Origin of the sequence: Agromyces mediolanus (assembly GCF_044917495.1) — a bacterium.
GTDB classification, from domain to species: domain Bacteria; phylum Actinomycetota; class Actinomycetes; order Actinomycetales; family Microbacteriaceae; genus Agromyces; species Agromyces mediolanus_B.
Genome location: NZ_JAVSSI010000003.1, coordinates 1 through 16,403, shown reverse-complemented (window position 1 = coordinate 16,403; position 16,403 = coordinate 1). Strand labels below are relative to the sequence as shown.

The window sequence follows — 16,403 nt, the reverse complement described above, 5'->3', positions numbered from 1 at the left end:
GAGGGCGCATCACCGGGCCTCCGTCGTCCGCCCGATCCGCTCCCGCGTCGCGGCGAGCAGGCTGGCGGGATGGATCTCCTCTCCGACGCGCCGCTCAGCATCACGCTCGCGGTGCTCGCCCTCGTCGACGGGCTCAGCATCGGAACGCTGCTCATCCCCGTGTTCCTGCTGCTCGCGCCGCGGCTTCGGGGCAGCCGCGTGCTGCTCTACCTCGTGACGATCGCGGTGTTCTACCTCCTCGTCGGCATCCTGTTCACGCTGGGGCTCGTGAACCTCGTCGATGTGGCGCAGGACTTCCTGAGCTCGACGACCGGACTCTGGGTCCGCCTCCTGCTGGGCGCCGGCCTCCTCATCGCCGCCTTCGCGATGCCGTCGAACGAGCAGGCGAGGAAGCGGCGCGAAGCTGCGGCCGCCGAACGCGTCACGAGCGCCGCCGGCGGTGGTGCAGTGGACGCCCCGGCGGCGCCGGACGCGGCGGATGCCCCGCCCGGGAGCGGGTCGGGCGGGCGGATCGCGCGCTGGCGCGACCGCCTCCTCGCCGATGGCACCTCTCCCGTCACCGTCATGGCGGTCGCCCTCGGCGCCGGGCTCATCGAGGTCGCGACGATGCTGCCGTATCTCGTGGCGATGGGCATGCTCGCCGAGGCGGAGCTCAGCATGCCGCTGCGGTTCGGCGCCCTCGCCGGCTACTGCCTGCTGATGATCCTGCCGGCGCTCGTGCTGCTCGTCCTGCGGATCGTCGCGGCCCCGCTCGTGCAGGCGCCGCTCGAGCGCCTCGCCGCGTGGCTCGAACGCACGGCGAGCGAGAACACGGCGTGGATCCTCGGCATCGTCGGTTTCATCGTTGCCCGCAGCGCCGCCTCGGAGCTCGGCCTGTTCGAGCTGCTCTCGACGTTCACCGAGCGCTGAGCGGCGGCCGGCGGCACCGCGACACGATCGCCTCCCCCGGTGTCGCCGCTATCCGGCGGCGCGGATGACCGAGATGACCGCGTCGATCGTCTGGCCGAAGTCGAGCTCGGTCGAGTCGACGACCGTCACCCCGTCGGCCGCGTTCATGAAGTCCACGACCTTCGAGTCCGCCTGATCACGGGCACGCAGCTGAGCGCCCGTGGCCGCGGCGTCGTGCCCGGCGAGCTCGGCGGCGCGCCGGGACATCCGCACCTCCTCGCTCGCGGTGAGGAGGATGCGCACCGGGGCGTCGGGAGCGACGACCGTCGTGATGTCGCGACCCTCGACGACGATGCCCGGCCGGCGCTCCGCCGCGATGCTCGCGCGGAACAGTCCGATGAGGTGGGCCCGCACCTCGGGCACCCGTGCCACGGCGCTCACGATGCCGGAGATCTCCGGCTCGCGGATCGCCTCGGTGACGTCGTGCTCGCCGACCCTCACCCGGTAGCCGTCGGGGTCCGTTCCGATGCCGTAGTCGAAGCCGCGCAGCGAGCCGACGACGGCCGAGGCGTCCTCCGGGTCGACCCCCGAGTGCGCGACGTGCCACGCGAGCGCGCGGTACGCGGCGCCGGTGTCGAGGAAGCCGAAGCCGAGACGGCGGGCGACCGCCTTCGAGACGCTCGACTTGCCGCTGCCGGCCGGTCCGTCGACGGCGACGACGAGGGGGTGCTGCACGGGGATGCCTCCAGGGTTCGTGTGCGTGGGGGGCGAAGCCGGTCCGCGGCTCAGCCGGCGATGCGCCAGCCGCGCGCGGCGAGCTCGTCGGTGAGCCGCTCGGCGGCCTCGGGGACGACCTGCACCTCGGCCAGGCCGACCTGACGTCCGGGCGAGTGCTCGAGCCGCAGATCCTCGAGGTTCACGCCGATCTCGCCGATCTCCGCGAGGAGGCGGGCGAGTTCGCCCGCACGGTCGTCGACCATGACGATGACCGTCGTGAACCGCTTGTCGGTGCCGTGCTTGCCGGGCAGGCGCGAGACGCCGGTGTTGCCCGCCGCGAGCTCCTCGGCGACGCGGCGGCGCGCACCCGGCGCGGCCGGCTCCTCGAGTGCCTCGATGAAGCGGTCGAGGTCGTCGCGCACGGCGACGAGGATGTCGTGCACGGGCTCGGCGTTCGCGCCGAGGATCTGCACCCAGAGGTCGGGGTCGCTCGCCGCGATGCGGGTGACGTCGCGCACGCCCTGCCCCGCGAGGCCGAGCGCCGCGTTCGGGGCGTCGATGAAGCGGCGGGCCATGACGCTCGACACGACCTGCGGCACGTGCGAGATGAGGGCGACGCCGCGGTCGTGCTCCTCGGGCGTCATCTCGACGAGCGTCGCACCGAGATCGAGGATGAGGTCGTCGATCGCGCCCGCGCGCTGGTAGCTGATGCCGTCGTGTGCGGCGACCACCCAGGGGCGGCCGACGAAGAGGTCGGCGCGCGCCGACAGCGGGCCGCCGCGCTCCCGTCCGGCGAGCGGGTGCGAGCCGATGTACCTGGAGACGTCGGCGCCGCGCTCGACGAGCTCGGCCAGGATGCCGGCCTTGACGCTCGCCACGTCGGTGACGATCGCTTCGGGATGCGCCTCGAGCTCCGCGGCGACGACGCGCGCGGTGACGTCGGGCGGCACGGCGACCACGACGAGCTGGGGGGTGTCGCCGGCGGCAGCGGGGCGACCCGCGCCGAGGTCGGCGGCGATCGCGACGTGCGTCGGCGAGGCGTCGTCGAGGATCACCTCGATGCCGCGCGCACGGAGCCCGAGCGCGACGCTCGTCCCGAGCAGCCCCGCGCCGACGACCCGGACCGGGCCGGTCAGTCGTGACTCGACCACGTCAGTCCTCCTTCACGCCGGCGGGTCCCCGCGCCGCCTCGGCCTGGCGGGCGATCGTGAGGAGCGCCCCGCGCTCCGCCTTCGTGAGCTCCCGCAGCTGGCCGGACCTGAGTGTACCAAGGTGCAGCGGGCCGAACTGGCGGCGGACGAGCTCCACGACGGGGTGCCCGACCTCCTTCAGCATGCGTCGCACGATGCGGTTGCGCCCCGAGTGCAGGGTGAGCTCGACGATGCTGTGCTTCGCGTCGCCCTGCGCCTGCAGGAGCTTCGCCCGGTCGGCCCGGATGGGGCCGTCGTCGAGCTCGACGCCCTGCTTCAGCCGCTGCAGCGTCTGCGGCGTCACCCGCCCGCGCACCTTCGCGATGTACGTCTTCTCGACGCCGAACGAGGGGTGGGCGAGCACGTGGGCGAGCTCGCCGTCGTTCGTGAGGAGCAGCAGGCCGCTCGTCTCCGCGTCGAGCCGGCCGACGTTGTAGACCCGGTCGTCGAGCTCGTCGGTGAAGCGGCGCAGATCCGGGCGGCCCTGCTCGTCCTTCATCGAGGAGACCACCCCGGTGGGCTTGTTCAGCACGTAGTACCGCTTCGCGGTGTCGAGCTGCACGGCGACGCCGTCGACGGAGACGTGGTCGACGGCGGGATCGACCCGGGTGCCGAGCTCGGTCACGACCTGCCCGTTCACCTCGATGCGCCCCTGCACGAGGTAGTCCTCGATGACGCGGCGGGAGGCGACGCCGGCGGCCGACAGCACCTTCTGCAGACGCTGCGGGCCGTTCGACGCGGGTTCCGTGGGCGTGGCCTGGTCAGCCATCGAGATCGAATCCTTCCTGGCCGTCCTCGAGGAGCGGCGAGATGTGCGGCAGCTCGTCGAGCGAGTTGATGCCGAGGTGGACGAGCAGCTGCTCGGTCGTGCCGTACAGGATCGCCCCGGTCTCCGGGTCGGTGTCGACCTCGGTGACGAGGCCGCGCCCGAGGAGCGTCCGCACGACCGAGTCGACGTTCACCGCGCGGATCGAGGCGACCTGCGAGCGCGAGATCGGCTGCTTGTACGCGATCACGGCGAGCGTCTCGAGCGCCGCTTGCGAGAGCTTCGTCGAGGTCTGGGTGAGCACGAAGCCGGCGACGAGGGCGTCGTACTCCTGGCGGACGTAGAAGCGCCAGCCGCCGCCGACCTCGCGGAGCTCGAAGGCGCGCCGCCCGCCGCCCACGAGCGCCGGCGACTCGGCGATGTCGGTGCGGGGCTCGCCCGAGGTGCCGGTGCCGTCGTAGTCGGCGACGAGGCGGGTGATGGCGGCGCGCACCTCGGCGACCGGGCGCGCGACCGTCGCGGCGAGCTGCACGACGCCGAGCGGCTCGTCGGAGATGAAGAGGATCGCCTCGATCGCGCGGTCGAGGTCGAGCCGGTGCTGGCCCGGGACGTCGAGCGGCGTCGCGACGGAGAGCTCCGGCGTCTCCTCGGCGGCGGCATCGCCTGGCGTGGATGCCTCGGCCGGGGCATCCGTCGTCGTGACCTCCTGCCCCTCCGGGTCCACGCCCTGCTCGGGCTGCTCGGTCTCAGTCGTCATAGTCGGCTCCCAGGCTCTCGAGCTTGTCGTCGCTCCACGTATCGGTCGCCCAGCGCAGGGTCAGCTCGCCGAGAGGCTCCAGCTGCTCGAAGCCGATCGCCGCGTGACGGTAGAGCTCGAGCACGGCGATGAAGCGGGCCACCACGACTCCCTGCCGGTCGACGCCGGCGATCAGCTGCCGGAAGGTGACCGGGTCGCCGCGCCGCAGCACGGCGACCACGTGCGCCGCCTGCTCGCGGATCGAGACGACCGGGGCGTGCAGGTGGTCGAGTCCGACCACGGGGATCTCCCGGGGCGTCAGGGCGAGCACCGCGAGGGCGGCGAAGTCCTCCGGCGAGAGGGTCCAGCGCAGCTCCGGGGCGGGCTGGCGGAACCGCTCCTCCAGCCGCACGGTGCGGGCGTGCCGCGAGCCCTCCCGTTCGAGCCCGGCCTGGAACCAGCGCGCCGCCTCCTTGAACGCGCGGTACTGCAGCAGCCGGGCGAAGAGCAGGTCGCGCGCCTCGAGGAGCGCGACGTCCTCCGCGTCGACGAGCTCGCCCTGCGGCAGCAGTCCGGCGATCTTCAGATCGAGCAGGGTCGCAGCCACCACGAGGAACTCGCTCGCCCGGTCGAGCTCCTCCGCCGAGTCGAGCCCGTGCAGGTAGGAGATGAACTCGTCCGTCACCTTCGACAGCGAGACCTCGGTGATGTCGAGCTCGTGCTTCGTGATGAGCGAGAGGAGCAGGTCGAACGGCCCCTCGAAGTTCGTCAGGGCGACGCGGAAGCCCGGGTCGCCCTCCGCCGCGGCGTCCGCCGCGGGCTGCGCTTCGGCCGGGGCGGCCGCCTCAGGCGACCGCGCCACGGAACACCAGCTCGCGGGCGAGCTGCCGGTAGGCCTTCGACGCCTGGTGCTCGGGTGCGAACTCCGTGATGGGCGTCGCCGCGACCGTGGCGTCGGGGAACTTCACCGTGCGGGTGATCACCGTCTCGAGCACGCGGTCGCCGAAGGCGTCGACCACCCGCTCGAGGACCTCGCGGGAGTGCAGGGTACGGGCGTCGTACATGGTCGCGAGGATGCCGTCGAGCGTGATCGCCGGGTTCAACCGGTCGCGCACCTTGTCGATGGTCTCGATCAGGAGGGCGACGCCACGCAGCGCGAAGTACTCGCACTCGAGCGGGATGACGACGCCGTGGCTCGCCGTGAGCGCGTTCACCGTCAGCAGGCCGAGCGAGGGCTGGCAGTCGATGAGGATGACGTCGTAGTCTGCCGAGACCTTGCGCAGCACGCCGGCGAGGATCTGCTCGCGCGCCACCTCGGTGACGAGGTGGACCTCAGCGGCGGAGAGGTCGATGTTCGCCGGGATGACGTCGAAGTTCGCGACGGCGGTGCGCTGGATCGCATCGGCGGGCTCGATGCCGCGCGACAGCAGCAGGTCGTAGATCGTCGGCACGTCGTGGGTCTGCACGCCGAGCCCGGCCGAGAGCGCGCCCTGCGGATCGAAGTCGATCGCCAGCACGCGCCGCCCGTACTCGGCGAGCGTCGCCCCGAGGTTGATCGTCGTCGTCGTCTTGCCGACGCCGCCCTTCTGGTTGCACAGCGCGATGATGCGGGCGGGCCCGTGCTCGCGCAGCTCGGGGGGCGTGGGGAACTCGCGCAGCGGCCGACCGGTCGGACCGAGCTTCGACTCCTGCGGCGCCGTGGTGCTCGCGGGGTCGCGCTTCTGGTCGGTCACGTGGTCTCTCCTCCTGGGCGGGCGCCCTCGGGTCGGGCGATGCTTGGTCGATTCTAGCGAGCGCGCGGGTGGGCGGTCGTGTACATCTCCCGGAGTGTATCGGCCGTGACGAGCGTGTAGATCTGCGTCGTCGCGACGGAGGAGTGCCCGAGGAGCTCCTGCACCACGCGCACGTCGGCGCCGCCCGAGAGCAGATGCGTCGCGAAGGAGTGCCGGAGGGTGTGCGGCGAGACCTCCAGACCGAGCTCGGCGCGGTCGGCGGCATCCGTGATCGCCACCCAGGCCGCCTGCCGGCTGAGCCGCCCCCCGCGGGCGCCGAGGAAGAGCGCCGGTGTGGCTCTGCCCCGGCTCGACAGCAGCGGACGCACGCGGACGAGATACGCCTCGAGGGCGGCCCTGGCGTAGCTGCCGACCGGCACGATCCGCTCCTTGCCGCCCTTGCCGAAGAGCCGCACGACCTCGGCGTCGACGAGGTCGTCGACGTTCAGCCCGACGGCCTCGGAGACGCGTGCGCCCGTGGCGTAGAGCAGCTCGAGGAGCGCCTTGTCGCGGACCCGCATCGGCTCCTCGCCGTCGGTCGCGGCGAGCAGCCGCTCGACCGCCTCGATCGGGATGGCCTTCGGCAGTCGGGCGGGGAGCTTCGGCGGCTTCAGCTCGCGCGCGGCGTCCGTCTCGGTGACGCCCTCCTCCGCGAGGAAGCGGTGCAGGCCCCGCACCGTCGACAGCACCCTCGCCACCGAGGAGCTCGCGAGCGGCGGCTGCCGCTCCGCGCTGAGGTAGCGCTGGAACCCGGCGAGCTCGGTCGCGCCGACGGCCTCCGGGCCCGCGTGACCGGCGGCCTCGAGCCAGCCGGCGTAGATCGCGAGGTCCCGCCGGTACGAGGCCACCGTGTTCCGTGCGAGTCCTCGCTCCACCGCGAGGTGTCGCAGGTAGCCGTCGATCTCGCGGGAGCTCACGCTCCGGCTGCCTCGCGTCCGGGTTTGGACGCCCACGGCGCATCCGCGGGGGCGAGCGTGCTCCAGCCGCGGGCGCGCGACGCCGCCGCCGCCAGGACCGCGACCGCGAGCGGGGCGTTCGAGACGTGCCGGTCGAGCACCGCGTCGACGCAGACGTCGAGCTCGACCCACGAGGTGACGAGCTCGGCCTCCTCCTCCGTGCGCTCGTACCGTTCGGCGGTGCCGCGGAGGTCGCGGGCGAGGTAGATGCGGATGGCCTCGTCGCTGCCGCCCGGGCTCGTGTGGATGTCGGCGAGCACCGCCCACTCCCCGGCCTCGAGGTCGGCCTCCTCGGCGAGCTCGCGCTTCGCCGCCTCGAGCGGATCCTCGCCGGCGACGTCGAGGAGCCCCGCGGGGATCTCCCAGTCGTTCAGGCGCACGGGGTGCCGGTACTGCCGGATGAGCAGCGCGCGGTCCTCCACGTCGAGGGCGAGCACGCCGACGGCCCCCGGGTGGTCCATGAAGTCGCGCGTCACCGGGGCGCCGGCGAACTCGAAGGTCTCGCGGCGGATGTCCCACACGCGGCCCTCGAACGCCAGCTCCGAGGCGAGGATCGCGGGCTCGGCCCGCTCGTCGGCGAGCGACGGGCCGACGGGAGTCCCGCCGACCGTCGGCTCGCCGAAGGGCTCAGCCATTGTCCACGTCGTCGTCGAAGAGCTTCGACGCCGCCTGGCGCTCGAGCGCGGCCGCCACGAGCCCGCGGAACAGCGGGTGCGGCGAGTTCGGCCGGCTGCGGAGTTCCGGGTGCGCCTGGGTCGCCACGTAGAACGGGTGCACCTCGCGGGGCAGCTCGACGTACTCCACGAGGTTGCGGTCGGGCGAGAGGCCCGAGAACGAGAGCCCGGCGTCGGCGATGCGCTCTCGGTAGGCGTTGTTCACCTCGTAGCGGTGGCGGTGCCGCTCGGACACCTCGGTCGATCCGTACAGCTCGGCGACGATCGACCCCTCGGCGAGCGCGGCCGGGTAGAGGCCGAGGCGCATGGTGCCGCCGAGGTCGCCGCCGGAGATGATCTCGACCTGCTCCTCCATGGTTGCGATGACCGGGAACTCGGTGTCGGGGTCGAACTCGCTCGACGAGGCGCCCGGGAGACCGGCGACGTTCCGCGCGTACTCGATCACCATGCACTGCAGGCCGAGGCACAGGCCGAGCGCCGGGATGCCGTTCTCGCGGGCGAAGCGCAGCGCGCCGAGCTTGCCCTCGATGCCGCGGACGCCGAAGCCGCCGGGCACGCAGATGCCGTCGAGGTGCGCGAGGTGCTTCTGGGCGCCCTCCGGGGTCTCGCACTCGTCGGACGGGATCCACTCGATGCGGACCTTCGCGTCGTTGCCGAATCCGCCCGCGCGGAGCGCCTCGGTGACGGAGAGGTAGGCGTCGGGCAGGTCGATGTACTTGCCGACGAGTCCGATGGTGACCTCGTGCTTCGGGTCGTGGACGACCTTCAGCAGCTCGGCCCAGCCCGACCAGTCGACCTCCGCGGCCTTGCCGTCGAGGCCGAGCGCGTCGACGATGTAGGCGTCGAGGCCCTGCGTGTTCAGCATCGTCGGGATGTCGTAGATCGACGGCACGTCGACCGCGTTCACCACGGCGGCCTCGTCGACGTCGCACATCAGGGCGATCTTGCGCTTGTTCGACTCCGTGACGGGCCGGTCGCTGCGCAGCACGAGCGCGTCGGGTTGGATGCCGATGGAGCGCAGCGCCGCGACGGAGTGCTGCGTCGGCTTCGTCTTCTGCTCGCCGGACGCGCCCATGAACGGCACGAGCGAGACGTGCACGAAGAACACGTTCTTGCGACCGAGCTCGTGCCGCACCTGGCGCGCGGACTCGATGAACGGCTGCGACTCGATGTCGCCGACCGTGCCGCCGATCTCGGTGATGATCACGTCCGGCTTCGGGGACTCCGAGGCCTGCAGCCGCATGCGGCGCTTGATCTCGTCGGTGATGTGCGGGATCACCTGCACCGTGTCGCCGAGGTACTCGCCGCGGCGCTCCTTGGCGATGACGGTCGAGTAGATCTGCCCGGTCGTGACGTTCGCCGCCTGCGACAGCTCGATGTCGAGGAACCGCTCGTAGTGGCCGATGTCGAGGTCGGTCTCGGCCCCGTCGTCGGTGACGAACACCTCGCCGTGCTGGAACGGGTTCATCGTGCCCGGGTCGACGTTCAGGTACGGATCGAGCTTCTGCATCACCACCCGCAGCCCGCGAGCCGTGAGCAGGTTGCCGAGACTGGCCGCCGTGAGGCCCTTGCCCAACGAAGAAACGACACCACCAGTCACGAAAATGTGCTTGGTCGTGTCGTCGGAAAAATCAGAGTTCGAGTACTGTGCGCCGCGTTCATCCACCACGGGCTTATAGTCTAACCCACGCTCGGACTCCGAGTGCCCGACATGCCGACCCATGGCTCCCCCTTCGTCCTTCATGCCGCCCGCTCGGCGGCGATCTCGAGGAGTTCGCGCGCATGCGCGAGCCCGCTCTCGGAATCGGCGAGGCCCGACAGCAGCCGCGCCATCTCGGCCTCGCGCTCGGCGCCGAGCAGCTGCCGCACGCTCGAGCTGGTCACCTGCCCGTCGGTGCCCTTCACGACGCTCAGGTGGTTGCCGGCGAAGGCGGCGACCTGCGCGAGGTGCGTCACGACGATGACCTGCGAGCGCTCGGCGAGCTTCGCCAGTCGGCGGCCGATCTCGATCGCCGCGGCCCCGCCGACGCCGGCGTCGACCTCGTCGAAGACGAAGGTCGGCACTGGGTCGACCGCGCCGATGACGACCTCGATCGCGAGCATCACCCGCGACAGCTCGCCGCCCGACGCCCCCTTCGAGACGGAGCGCGGTTCGGCGCCGGGGTGCGGGCGCAACAGGATCTGCACCTGGTCGCGACCGTGGACGGTCGGTTCGTCGAGCGGCTCCACGGAGACGCTCAGCACCGCGTCGGGCATGGCGAGCGCCGAGAGCTCCTCGGTCACCTCGGCCGCGAGGCGTTCGGCCGCGGCGGTGCGGAGCGCGGTCACCTCGCCGGCGAGCCGGTCGAGCTCCTCGCCCAGCCGGTCGACGGATGCCTCGAGCTCGACGATGCGGTCGTCGTCGCCGTCGAGCTCGACGAGGCGGAGCCCGCCCGTTCGCCGGAACTCGATCGCCTCGTCGAGCGAGCCGTGCCGTCGGACGAGGCCGGCGAGGCTCGCTCGGCGCTCCTGCACGAGCTCGAGCTCGCGCGCGCCGTCGGCGTCGAGGGACGCGAGGTAGCCCGACAGCTCCGCCGCGGCATCCGCGAGCAGGAACCCGGCGTTCGTAAGCGCCTCGGCGATGGGCGCGAGCGTCGGATCGAACCCCGCGACCCGTTCGAGCTGCCGCCGCGCGCCCTCGACGAGCCCGACCGCGTCGGGGGCATCGTCGACCGCCTCCTCGGAGGAGACCAGCTCGCGCGCCTGAGCGGCCGCAAGCCGCAGCTCTTCCAGGTTCGTGAGCCGCTCGGAGCGCTCGTGGAGCTCCGCGTCCTCCCCCGGCTGCGGGTCGAGGCGCTCGAGCTCGTCGAGCGCCTCGCGGAGCTCCTCGGCCTCCCGCGCGCGGGCGTCGTGCTCCTCGCGGAGTCGCAGGAGCTCCGCGGCATCCGCCTTCCACGCGTCGAAGCCGGAACGGTACGCGTCGAGCACCGCTGCGAGGGGGGCGCCGCCGAAGCGGTCGAGCGCCTCGCGCTGCGCGGTCGTCGAGCGGAGCCGCTGCTGGTCGGCCTGGCCGTGCACGACGACGAGCTCCTCGCCGAGCTCCGCGAGGACGCCCACCGGGGCGCTGCGGCCGCCGACCACGGCGCGGCTGCGTCCCTCGGCGGACACGGAGCGGCCGAGCAGCAGCTCCCCCGCCTCGATCTCACCGCCGGTCTCGGCGACGCGCTCCGCGATCGGCTCGGGGTCGGCGAGGAGCCAACGGCCCTCGACCCAGGCCTGCTTCGCTCCCGCGCGCACGGCGCCCGCGTCGGACCGGGCGCCGAGGAGCAGCCCGAGCGCAGTCACCACCATCGTCTTGCCCGCGCCGGTCTCGCCCGTCACCGCGGTGAATCCCGGGCCGAGGGGCAGCGTCGCCTCGGCGATCACGCCGAGGTCGCGGATGCCGAGTTCTTCGATCACGTTCGCCTCCGTTCGCGCTCAATCACGGCCGCTCGGCCCCCGCCATCCCGTCACCGGCAGCTGGAACTTGTTCACGAGCCGATCGGTGAATGGCGCCTCGTGCAATCTCGCGAGCCGCACCGGGACCGGGGATCGGCGCACGATCACCCGGGAGCCGGCCGGCAGGTCGAAGGTGCGGCGCCCGTCGCACCAGATCACCGCACTGCTCTCGGTGCGCTGCAGGATCTCGACCGCGAGCGAGGACTCCGGGCCGACGACGAGCGGCCGCGCGAACAGCGCGTGGGCCGACAGCGGCACGAGCAGGAGCGCCTCGAGGCTCGGCCAGACGATCGGGCCGCCGGCCGAGAACGAATAGGCCGTGGACCCGGTCGGAGTCGACATGACGACGCCGTCGCAGCCGAAGGAGGAGAGCGGGCGACGGTCGACCTCGATGACGACCTCGAGCATCCGCTCGCGCTCGGCCTTCTCGACGGTCACCTCGTTCAGCGCCCAGCTCTCGTAGACGACCTCCGCGCCCACCTTCGCCCGGACGGACAGGGTCATCCGCTCCTCGACGACGTAGTCGCGCGCGAGCGCCCGGGTGATGGTGAGACCGAGGTCGTCGCGCTCGCTCTCCGCGAGGAAGCCCACGTGCCCGAGGTTCACGCCGAGCAGCGGTGCGGGATGCGGGCGGACGAGCTCCGCGGCACGCAGGATGGTGCCGTCGCCGCCGAGGACGATGACGAGCTCGATGAGGGCGGGATCGACCGCCTCGAGGCGCAGCGCACGACCGTCGAGCTCGGGCACGACCTCTCGCACGTCGTCCCAGTGCTCCGCGGCGATGACGGGCACCGCGCCCTCGGCGAGCAGCCGTTCGCAGACCTCGACCGTCGCCTCGAGCGCGGCGGCGCGGCCGGTGTGCGACACCACGAGGAAGTGACGTGCTCCGCTCATCGCGCGTCCCCTCTCGCCAGCCGTTCGATGCGACTCGACCATTCTGACGGATCGGAGCCGCCCTCCGCCGTCAGATGCACGAGGAACTCCTGGTTGCCCTGACCCCCGGCGATGGGCGAGGCGGCGACGCCCGCCGCGCGGAGGCCGAGGTCGTGCGCGGCCCAGAGGACGTCGGCGACGGCGTCGGCCCGACGGCCGGGATCGCGGACGATGCCCTCCTTCGTACCGCCCCGGCCGACCTCGAACTGCGGCTTCACGAGGAGGACGAAGTCGGCACCCGGTGCCGCGCTCGCGACGAGCGCCGGCAGCACGGTGACGAGCGAGATGAACGAGAGATCGGCGGTGATGAGCTCCGGACGGTCGGCGACACCGGTGAGCGCGGCGAGCCGCTCGGCGTCGAGGGTGCGCACGTTGCAGCCCTCGACGAGCACGATGCGATCGTGCCCGAGGAGCTCGGGCGCGAGCTGCCCGTGGCCGACGTCGACGGCGAGCACGAGGCGCGCGCCGCGTTCGAGCAGCACCTGCGTGAAGCCGCCGGTGGAGGCGCCCGCGTCGAGCGCGACGCGCCCGGACGCCTCGACCTCGAAGGCATCGAGGGCGGCGATGAGCTTGTGCGCGGCGCGGCTGACGTAGTGGTCGTCTGCCGCGACGACGAGTTCGGCCTCCGGCGCGACCCGGGTCGAGGCCTTCACCACCGGACGGCCGTCGACGGTGACGGCGCCTGCCGCGATCAGCGTCGCCGCGTGCGTGCGCGAGCGCGCGAGACCTCGCTCGGCGAGGGCGGCGTCGAGTCGGGCGTCGGGCATGCTCAGCCCGCGCCGAGGGTCGGGTCGGACTGCTCGAGTTCGGCACGGAGCGCGTCGGCGAGCTGCCGGTACCCGCCGGCGCGCTCCTCGAGCGGGCGCGACTCGAGCTCGTCGAGCGTCTCGCGCGTGGCCTCGCTCAGGTGCCGGGGCTCGGAGTTCGGTTCGTCGCTCACGCCCTCCACGCTACCGGCACCCGGCGACGAACGCGCCATGGTTCCCCAGCTGGTTCCCTGAGCCCGCCGAGGGGAGAGCGCTCAGGCGTAGAGGGCTTCGGGAACGTCCAGGGCGTGGATCGGCGTTCCCGACGCCCAGATCGCCGCGCATGCGGCGCGCAGCAGGTCGATGCCGCCGTCGCCCGCCTCCACGACAAGCACGCGGGCACCGTCGACCTTGACCGACGCGCGACCGACGCGGAGCGCTCCCCCGCGGCGGTGCTCCGTCACGGGGTAGGGCTCGTGCAGACCTCGGAGGTCCTCGAGGATGAAATCGGGCCGGCTGTCCGCCTTCGCGGCGAGCAGCTGCTTCGCGCGGTCGATGCCGGTGAGGACGACGGCCGAGCGGATGCCGGCACGGCGCGCGCCGAGGATGTCGGTGTCGAGCCGGTCGCCGACCATCAGCGGGGCCGTCGCACCGAAGCGGCGCATCGCCTCGTCGAAGATGGCGCGCTCGGGCTTGCCCGCGACGAGCGGGAACCGGCCGACGGCCGTGTGCACCGCGGACACGAGCGTGCCGTTCCCGGGGGCGATCCCCCGGGCGACCGGGATCGTCCAGTCCATGTTGGTGGCGATCCAGGGGATGCCACCCGGGACGTCGGGACCGCCGTGCGCGTTCAACGCGAACGCCGCCTCGGCGAGCTGCGTCCAGCCGACTTCGGGGGCGAAGCCCTGCACGACCGCGTCCGGGCCGTCGTCGGCCGAACGGGTCACCCGGTAGCCGCGCCGCTCGAGCTCGGTGATGATGCCCTCGCCGCCGACGACGAGGACGAGGGCACCAGGCTCCACCTGTTCGCCGAGCAGATGCATGGCCGCCTGGGGCGAGGTCACGACATCGCCGGGCACGACCTGCAGGCCGAGCTCGGCGAGGTGCGCGGCGACGGAGACATCGCTCCGCGACGCGTTGTTGGTGAGATAGCCGACGGCCCGCCCGGCCTTCGCCAGGTTGAGGCTCTCGACCGCGTGCGGGATCGCCCCGTGACCCTGGTAGACGACGCCGTCGAGATCGGCGAACACGGCGTCGGCCCCGTCGAGCGGGGTCGCCCCGTCAGTCTTCGCGCGGAAGAGCGCCATCGTCATCCGTCTCCGCGTGATCCGGCTCAGCGTCGTCAGCCTCTGCGTCGTCAGCCGCTGCGTCGTCAGCCGCTGCGTCGTCAGCCACTGCGTCGTCAGCCACTGCGTCAGTCTCGACATCGGCAACGTCAGCCTCGGCGTTGGTGTCGGCCGCCTCGGCATCGACCGTCGCGTCGGCGAGGTCTTCGGCGTCGGCGGCCGATGCGGCGTCCGCGTCGGTGGCGTCCGCCGCCTCAGCGTCGCCCGCCGCCTCGGCGTCGTCCTGCCCGGCGGCCTGCGCCGGTGCGAACTCATCTTCGTCCTCGTCGAGCACGAAGACCTCGAACACCTCCGACTCGGCCGGCCCAGCCAGTGCGGCTTCGGCGCGCAGCGCACGGGCGCGCCAGTCCGCGGCATCCGCCTCACGGCCGAGCTCGTCGAGCACCTCCGCGTAGGCGAAGAACAGCGCGGGACTGTAGGAGAACGCCCGATCCGGGTCGAGCTGCGGGATCTCGAGCTCCGACAGCGCGAGCTCGGGCTCGCCCTGGTCGAGACGCGCGCCCGACATCGCGATGGCGAGCGAGACCTGGACGCCCGCGGGGAGCGTGGTCCGGTCGACGGAGCGGCCCAGCTCGAGCGCACGGTCGGGCCGGCCGACCCCGCGCTCGCTGTCGACCATCAGCGGGAGCTGCTCGTTGCTCCCCGTGATGCGACGGTAAGTGCGCAGTTCCCGGAGCGCGAGCGGGAAGTCGCCGGTCGCGTACGCGGTGATCGCGAGCGTCTCGCGGACGACGCCGATCCGTCCGCCGCGACGGGATGCCGAGAGCGCGTGCCGGTGCGCCAGTTCCGGGTCGGATTCGAGCAACTCTGCGGCGGCCGCGAGATGCACAGCGACCCAGTCGGCGTTCTCCTTGGTCAGCGTGCGCAGCTCGGACCTGGCGCTCTTCTCGAGCGAGGCCGGTCGGATGTGCTCGGGCACGATGGGATCGTCGTGGCGAGGACGGATCTGCCGCATGGCCGCGCCGTGCGACGGCGCCAGCTCATCGGCGCCGGAGCGGCCGCCGCGGTCACGATCGTCACGCTGCGTCCAGGGCTTGCGCGGGCCACGATCGTCGTCGCGGCGCTGCCCGCCGCGACCGCCGTCGCGCTCCCAGGGCTTCCGGTCGCCGTCGCGACGCGGGCCGGACGCACGGTCCTTCTCCCACGGTTTCCGGTCGCCATCGCGGCGCTCGCTACCGCGGGCGCCGTCGCGCTCCCAGGGCTTCCGGTCGCCATCGCGACGTGGGCCGGAGGCGCGGTCCTTCTCCCACGGCTTCCGGTCACCATCGCGACGCGGGCCGGACGCACGGTCCTTCTCCCACGGCTTCCGGTCACCATCACGGCGCTCGCCACCACGGGCGCCATCGCGCTCCCACGGCTTCCGGTCGCCATCACGGCGCTCGCCACCACGGGTGCCATCGCGCTCCCACGGCTTCCGGTCGCCATCACGGCGCTCGCCACCACGGGTGCCATCGCGCTCCCACGGCTTGCGATCACCATCGCGACGCGGGCCGGACGCACGGTCCTTCTCCCACGGCTTCCGGTCACCTTCACGGCGCTCGCCACGCGGGCCGGACGCACGGTCCTTCTCCCACGGCTTCCGATCCGAGGCACGCCGGTCGCCACCGCGCGGGCCGCTGCTGCGATCCCCACGCGACGCGTCGCCATCACGACGCTGGCCGCCGGCGCGGCCGCCCTCCCGCGAGCCGTACTCGCGCTTCGGGCGTTCTGAGCGTCCCCGGTCGTCGGAGCTCCGCTCCCCATCGTTCCTGGAATCGCTCACGCTCAGCCTGCCGTCTCTTGAAATCTCATCCGCCTCGAGCGTATCGGGCGGGCTCAAATCTAGGTGAAATGCCGAAAGGCCACCCCGGGGTTCGGGGTGGCCTTTCGTGAATGGGTGTCCGGCGGTGTCCTACTCTCCCACAGGGTCCCCCCTGCAGTACCATCGGCGCTGTCAGTCTTAGCTTCCGGGTTCGGAATGTGTCCGGGCGTTTCCCTGACGCTATGGCCGCCGTAACTCTTGCCCCTATCACCGACCCCGGCACAGTGTGCGGGGGTGGTGGGGAAATCGTTCGAGCGTTGCTCTGTTCAATTTGGTTTGGTTCGTCTGTTGGGAACCACACAGTGGACGCGAGTCATCAGGCTCTACATCGTGCCTTTTGCAAACGTGATGTAGATAGTGATTATCAAGTTATCGGCGTATTAGTACCAGTCAGCTGCACA

16 protein-coding genes and 1 rRNA gene are annotated in these 16,403 nt (G+C 72.4%); 1 reads left to right on the top strand and 16 read right to left on the bottom strand.

Annotated features, from left to right (window positions below):
- Positions 1-69: 69 nt before the first annotated feature.
- Positions 70-909, top strand: coding sequence for a GAP family protein (locus ROT00_RS05425; protein ID WP_404772996.1), 840 nt, complete (start codon positions 70-72; stop codon positions 907-909).
- Positions 910-957: 48 nt separating this feature from the next.
- Here ROT00_RS05425 and cmk read toward each other — a convergent pair whose 3' ends face one another.
- The 16 genes from cmk to rrf all read right to left on the bottom strand — a co-directional run bounded on the left by cmk (position 958) and on the right by rrf (position 16,196).
- The gene (gene cmk / locus ROT00_RS05420) at positions 958-1,623 is read right to left on the bottom strand and encodes a (d)CMP kinase (RefSeq protein WP_404772995.1); all 666 of its coding nucleotides are present in this window, start codon (positions 1,621-1,623) and stop codon (positions 958-960) included.
- Positions 1,624-1,673: 50 nt separating this feature from the next.
- The gene (locus ROT00_RS05415) at positions 1,674-2,756 is read right to left on the bottom strand and encodes a prephenate dehydrogenase (protein ID WP_404772994.1); all 1,083 of its coding nucleotides are present in this window, start codon (positions 2,754-2,756) and stop codon (positions 1,674-1,676) included.
- Position 2,757: 1 nt separating this feature from the next.
- Positions 2,758-3,564 carry a pseudouridine synthase gene (locus ROT00_RS05410; RefSeq protein WP_404772992.1) on the bottom strand — a complete coding sequence of 269 codons (807 nt, stop codon included), beginning with the start codon at positions 3,562-3,564 and terminating at the stop codon, positions 2,758-2,760.
- A complete protein-coding gene (scpB, locus tag ROT00_RS05405; RefSeq protein ID WP_404772990.1) occupies positions 3,557-4,318 on the bottom strand; it encodes an SMC-Scp complex subunit ScpB in 762 nt (253 codons plus the stop codon). Before scpB ends, ROT00_RS05410 begins: the two co-directional genes overlap by 8 nt.
- Positions 4,308-5,159 carry a segregation and condensation protein A gene (locus tag ROT00_RS05400; RefSeq protein ID WP_404772988.1) on the bottom strand — a complete coding sequence of 284 codons (852 nt, stop codon included), beginning with the start codon at positions 5,157-5,159 and terminating at the stop codon, positions 4,308-4,310. The genes scpB and ROT00_RS05400 overlap by 11 nt, the downstream gene beginning before the upstream one ends.
- Entirely contained in the window at positions 5,143-6,030 is an 888-nt protein-coding gene (locus tag ROT00_RS05395; RefSeq protein WP_404772986.1) for a ParA family protein, read from the bottom strand. The genes ROT00_RS05400 and ROT00_RS05395 overlap by 17 nt, the downstream gene beginning before the upstream one ends.
- Positions 6,031-6,083: 53 nt before the next feature.
- Positions 6,084-6,986, bottom strand: a complete 903-nt coding sequence (gene xerD, locus ROT00_RS05390; RefSeq protein ID WP_404772984.1) for a site-specific tyrosine recombinase XerD — start codon at positions 6,984-6,986, stop codon at positions 6,084-6,086.
- Positions 6,983-7,660 (bottom strand): NUDIX domain-containing protein, encoded by a 678-nt coding sequence (locus ROT00_RS05385; protein WP_404772983.1) that lies wholly within the window; start codon positions 7,658-7,660, stop codon positions 6,983-6,985. The genes xerD and ROT00_RS05385 overlap by 4 nt, the downstream gene beginning before the upstream one ends.
- Complete coding sequence (locus tag ROT00_RS05380; protein ID WP_404772982.1) at positions 7,653-9,422, bottom strand: CTP synthase; 1,770 nt, start codon at positions 9,420-9,422, stop codon at positions 7,653-7,655. The genes ROT00_RS05385 and ROT00_RS05380 overlap by 8 nt, the downstream gene beginning before the upstream one ends.
- A 17-nt stretch (positions 9,423-9,439) precedes the next feature.
- Complete coding sequence (gene recN, locus ROT00_RS05375; protein WP_404772980.1) at positions 9,440-11,137, bottom strand: DNA repair protein RecN; 1,698 nt, start codon at positions 11,135-11,137, stop codon at positions 9,440-9,442.
- Between the two features lie 18 nt (positions 11,138-11,155).
- Positions 11,156-12,070 (bottom strand): NAD kinase, encoded by a 915-nt coding sequence (locus ROT00_RS05370; RefSeq protein ID WP_404772978.1) that lies wholly within the window; start codon positions 12,068-12,070, stop codon positions 11,156-11,158.
- Complete coding sequence (locus tag ROT00_RS05365) at positions 12,067-12,876, bottom strand: TlyA family RNA methyltransferase (protein ID WP_404772977.1); 810 nt, start codon at positions 12,874-12,876, stop codon at positions 12,067-12,069. Before ROT00_RS05365 ends, ROT00_RS05370 begins: the two co-directional genes overlap by 4 nt.
- A gap of 2 nt (positions 12,877-12,878) precedes the next feature.
- A complete protein-coding gene (locus tag ROT00_RS05360) occupies positions 12,879-13,049 on the bottom strand; it encodes a hypothetical protein (protein WP_404772976.1) in 171 nt (56 codons plus the stop codon).
- An 81-nt stretch (positions 13,050-13,130) separates the two neighbouring features.
- Positions 13,131-14,162, bottom strand: a complete 1,032-nt coding sequence (locus ROT00_RS05355) for an HAD-IIA family hydrolase (RefSeq protein WP_404772974.1) — start codon at positions 14,160-14,162, stop codon at positions 13,131-13,133.
- Entirely contained in the window at positions 14,137-15,963 is a 1,827-nt protein-coding gene (locus ROT00_RS05350) for a primosomal protein (protein WP_404772973.1), read from the bottom strand. Before ROT00_RS05350 ends, ROT00_RS05355 begins: the two co-directional genes overlap by 26 nt.
- 116 nt (positions 15,964-16,079) lie before the next feature.
- Positions 16,080-16,196: ribosomal RNA gene (gene rrf, locus ROT00_RS05345) — 5S ribosomal RNA — on the bottom strand.
- Positions 16,197-16,403: the final 207 nt, after the last annotated feature.

What these genes read in the sequence shown, in the direction of transcription:
- ROT00_RS05385 (WP_404772983.1), bottom strand. Translation starts at nt 7,660, where the DNA reads ATGGCTGAGCCCTTCGGCGAGCCGACGGTCGGCGGGACTCCCGTCGGC.
- ROT00_RS05355 (WP_404772974.1), bottom strand. Translation starts at nt 14,162, where the DNA reads ATGGCGCTCTTCCGCGCGAAGACTGACGGGGCGACCCCGCTCGACGGG.
- ROT00_RS05380 (WP_404772982.1), bottom strand. Translation starts at nt 9,422, where the DNA reads ATGGGTCGGCATGTCGGGCACTCGGAGTCCGAGCGTGGGTTAGACTAT.
- ROT00_RS05410 (WP_404772992.1), bottom strand. Translation starts at nt 3,564, where the DNA reads ATGGCTGACCAGGCCACGCCCACGGAACCCGCGTCGAACGGCCCGCAG.
- ROT00_RS05365 (WP_404772977.1), bottom strand. Translation starts at nt 12,876, where the DNA reads ATGCCCGACGCCCGACTCGACGCCGCCCTCGCCGAGCGAGGTCTCGCG.
- scpB (WP_404772990.1), bottom strand. Translation starts at nt 4,318, where the DNA reads ATGACGACTGAGACCGAGCAGCCCGAGCAGGGCGTGGACCCGGAGGGG.
- ROT00_RS05425 (WP_404772996.1), top strand. Translation starts at nt 70, where the DNA reads ATGGATCTCCTCTCCGACGCGCCGCTCAGCATCACGCTCGCGGTGCTC.
- ROT00_RS05370 (WP_404772978.1), bottom strand. Translation starts at nt 12,070, where the DNA reads ATGAGCGGAGCACGTCACTTCCTCGTGGTGTCGCACACCGGCCGCGCC.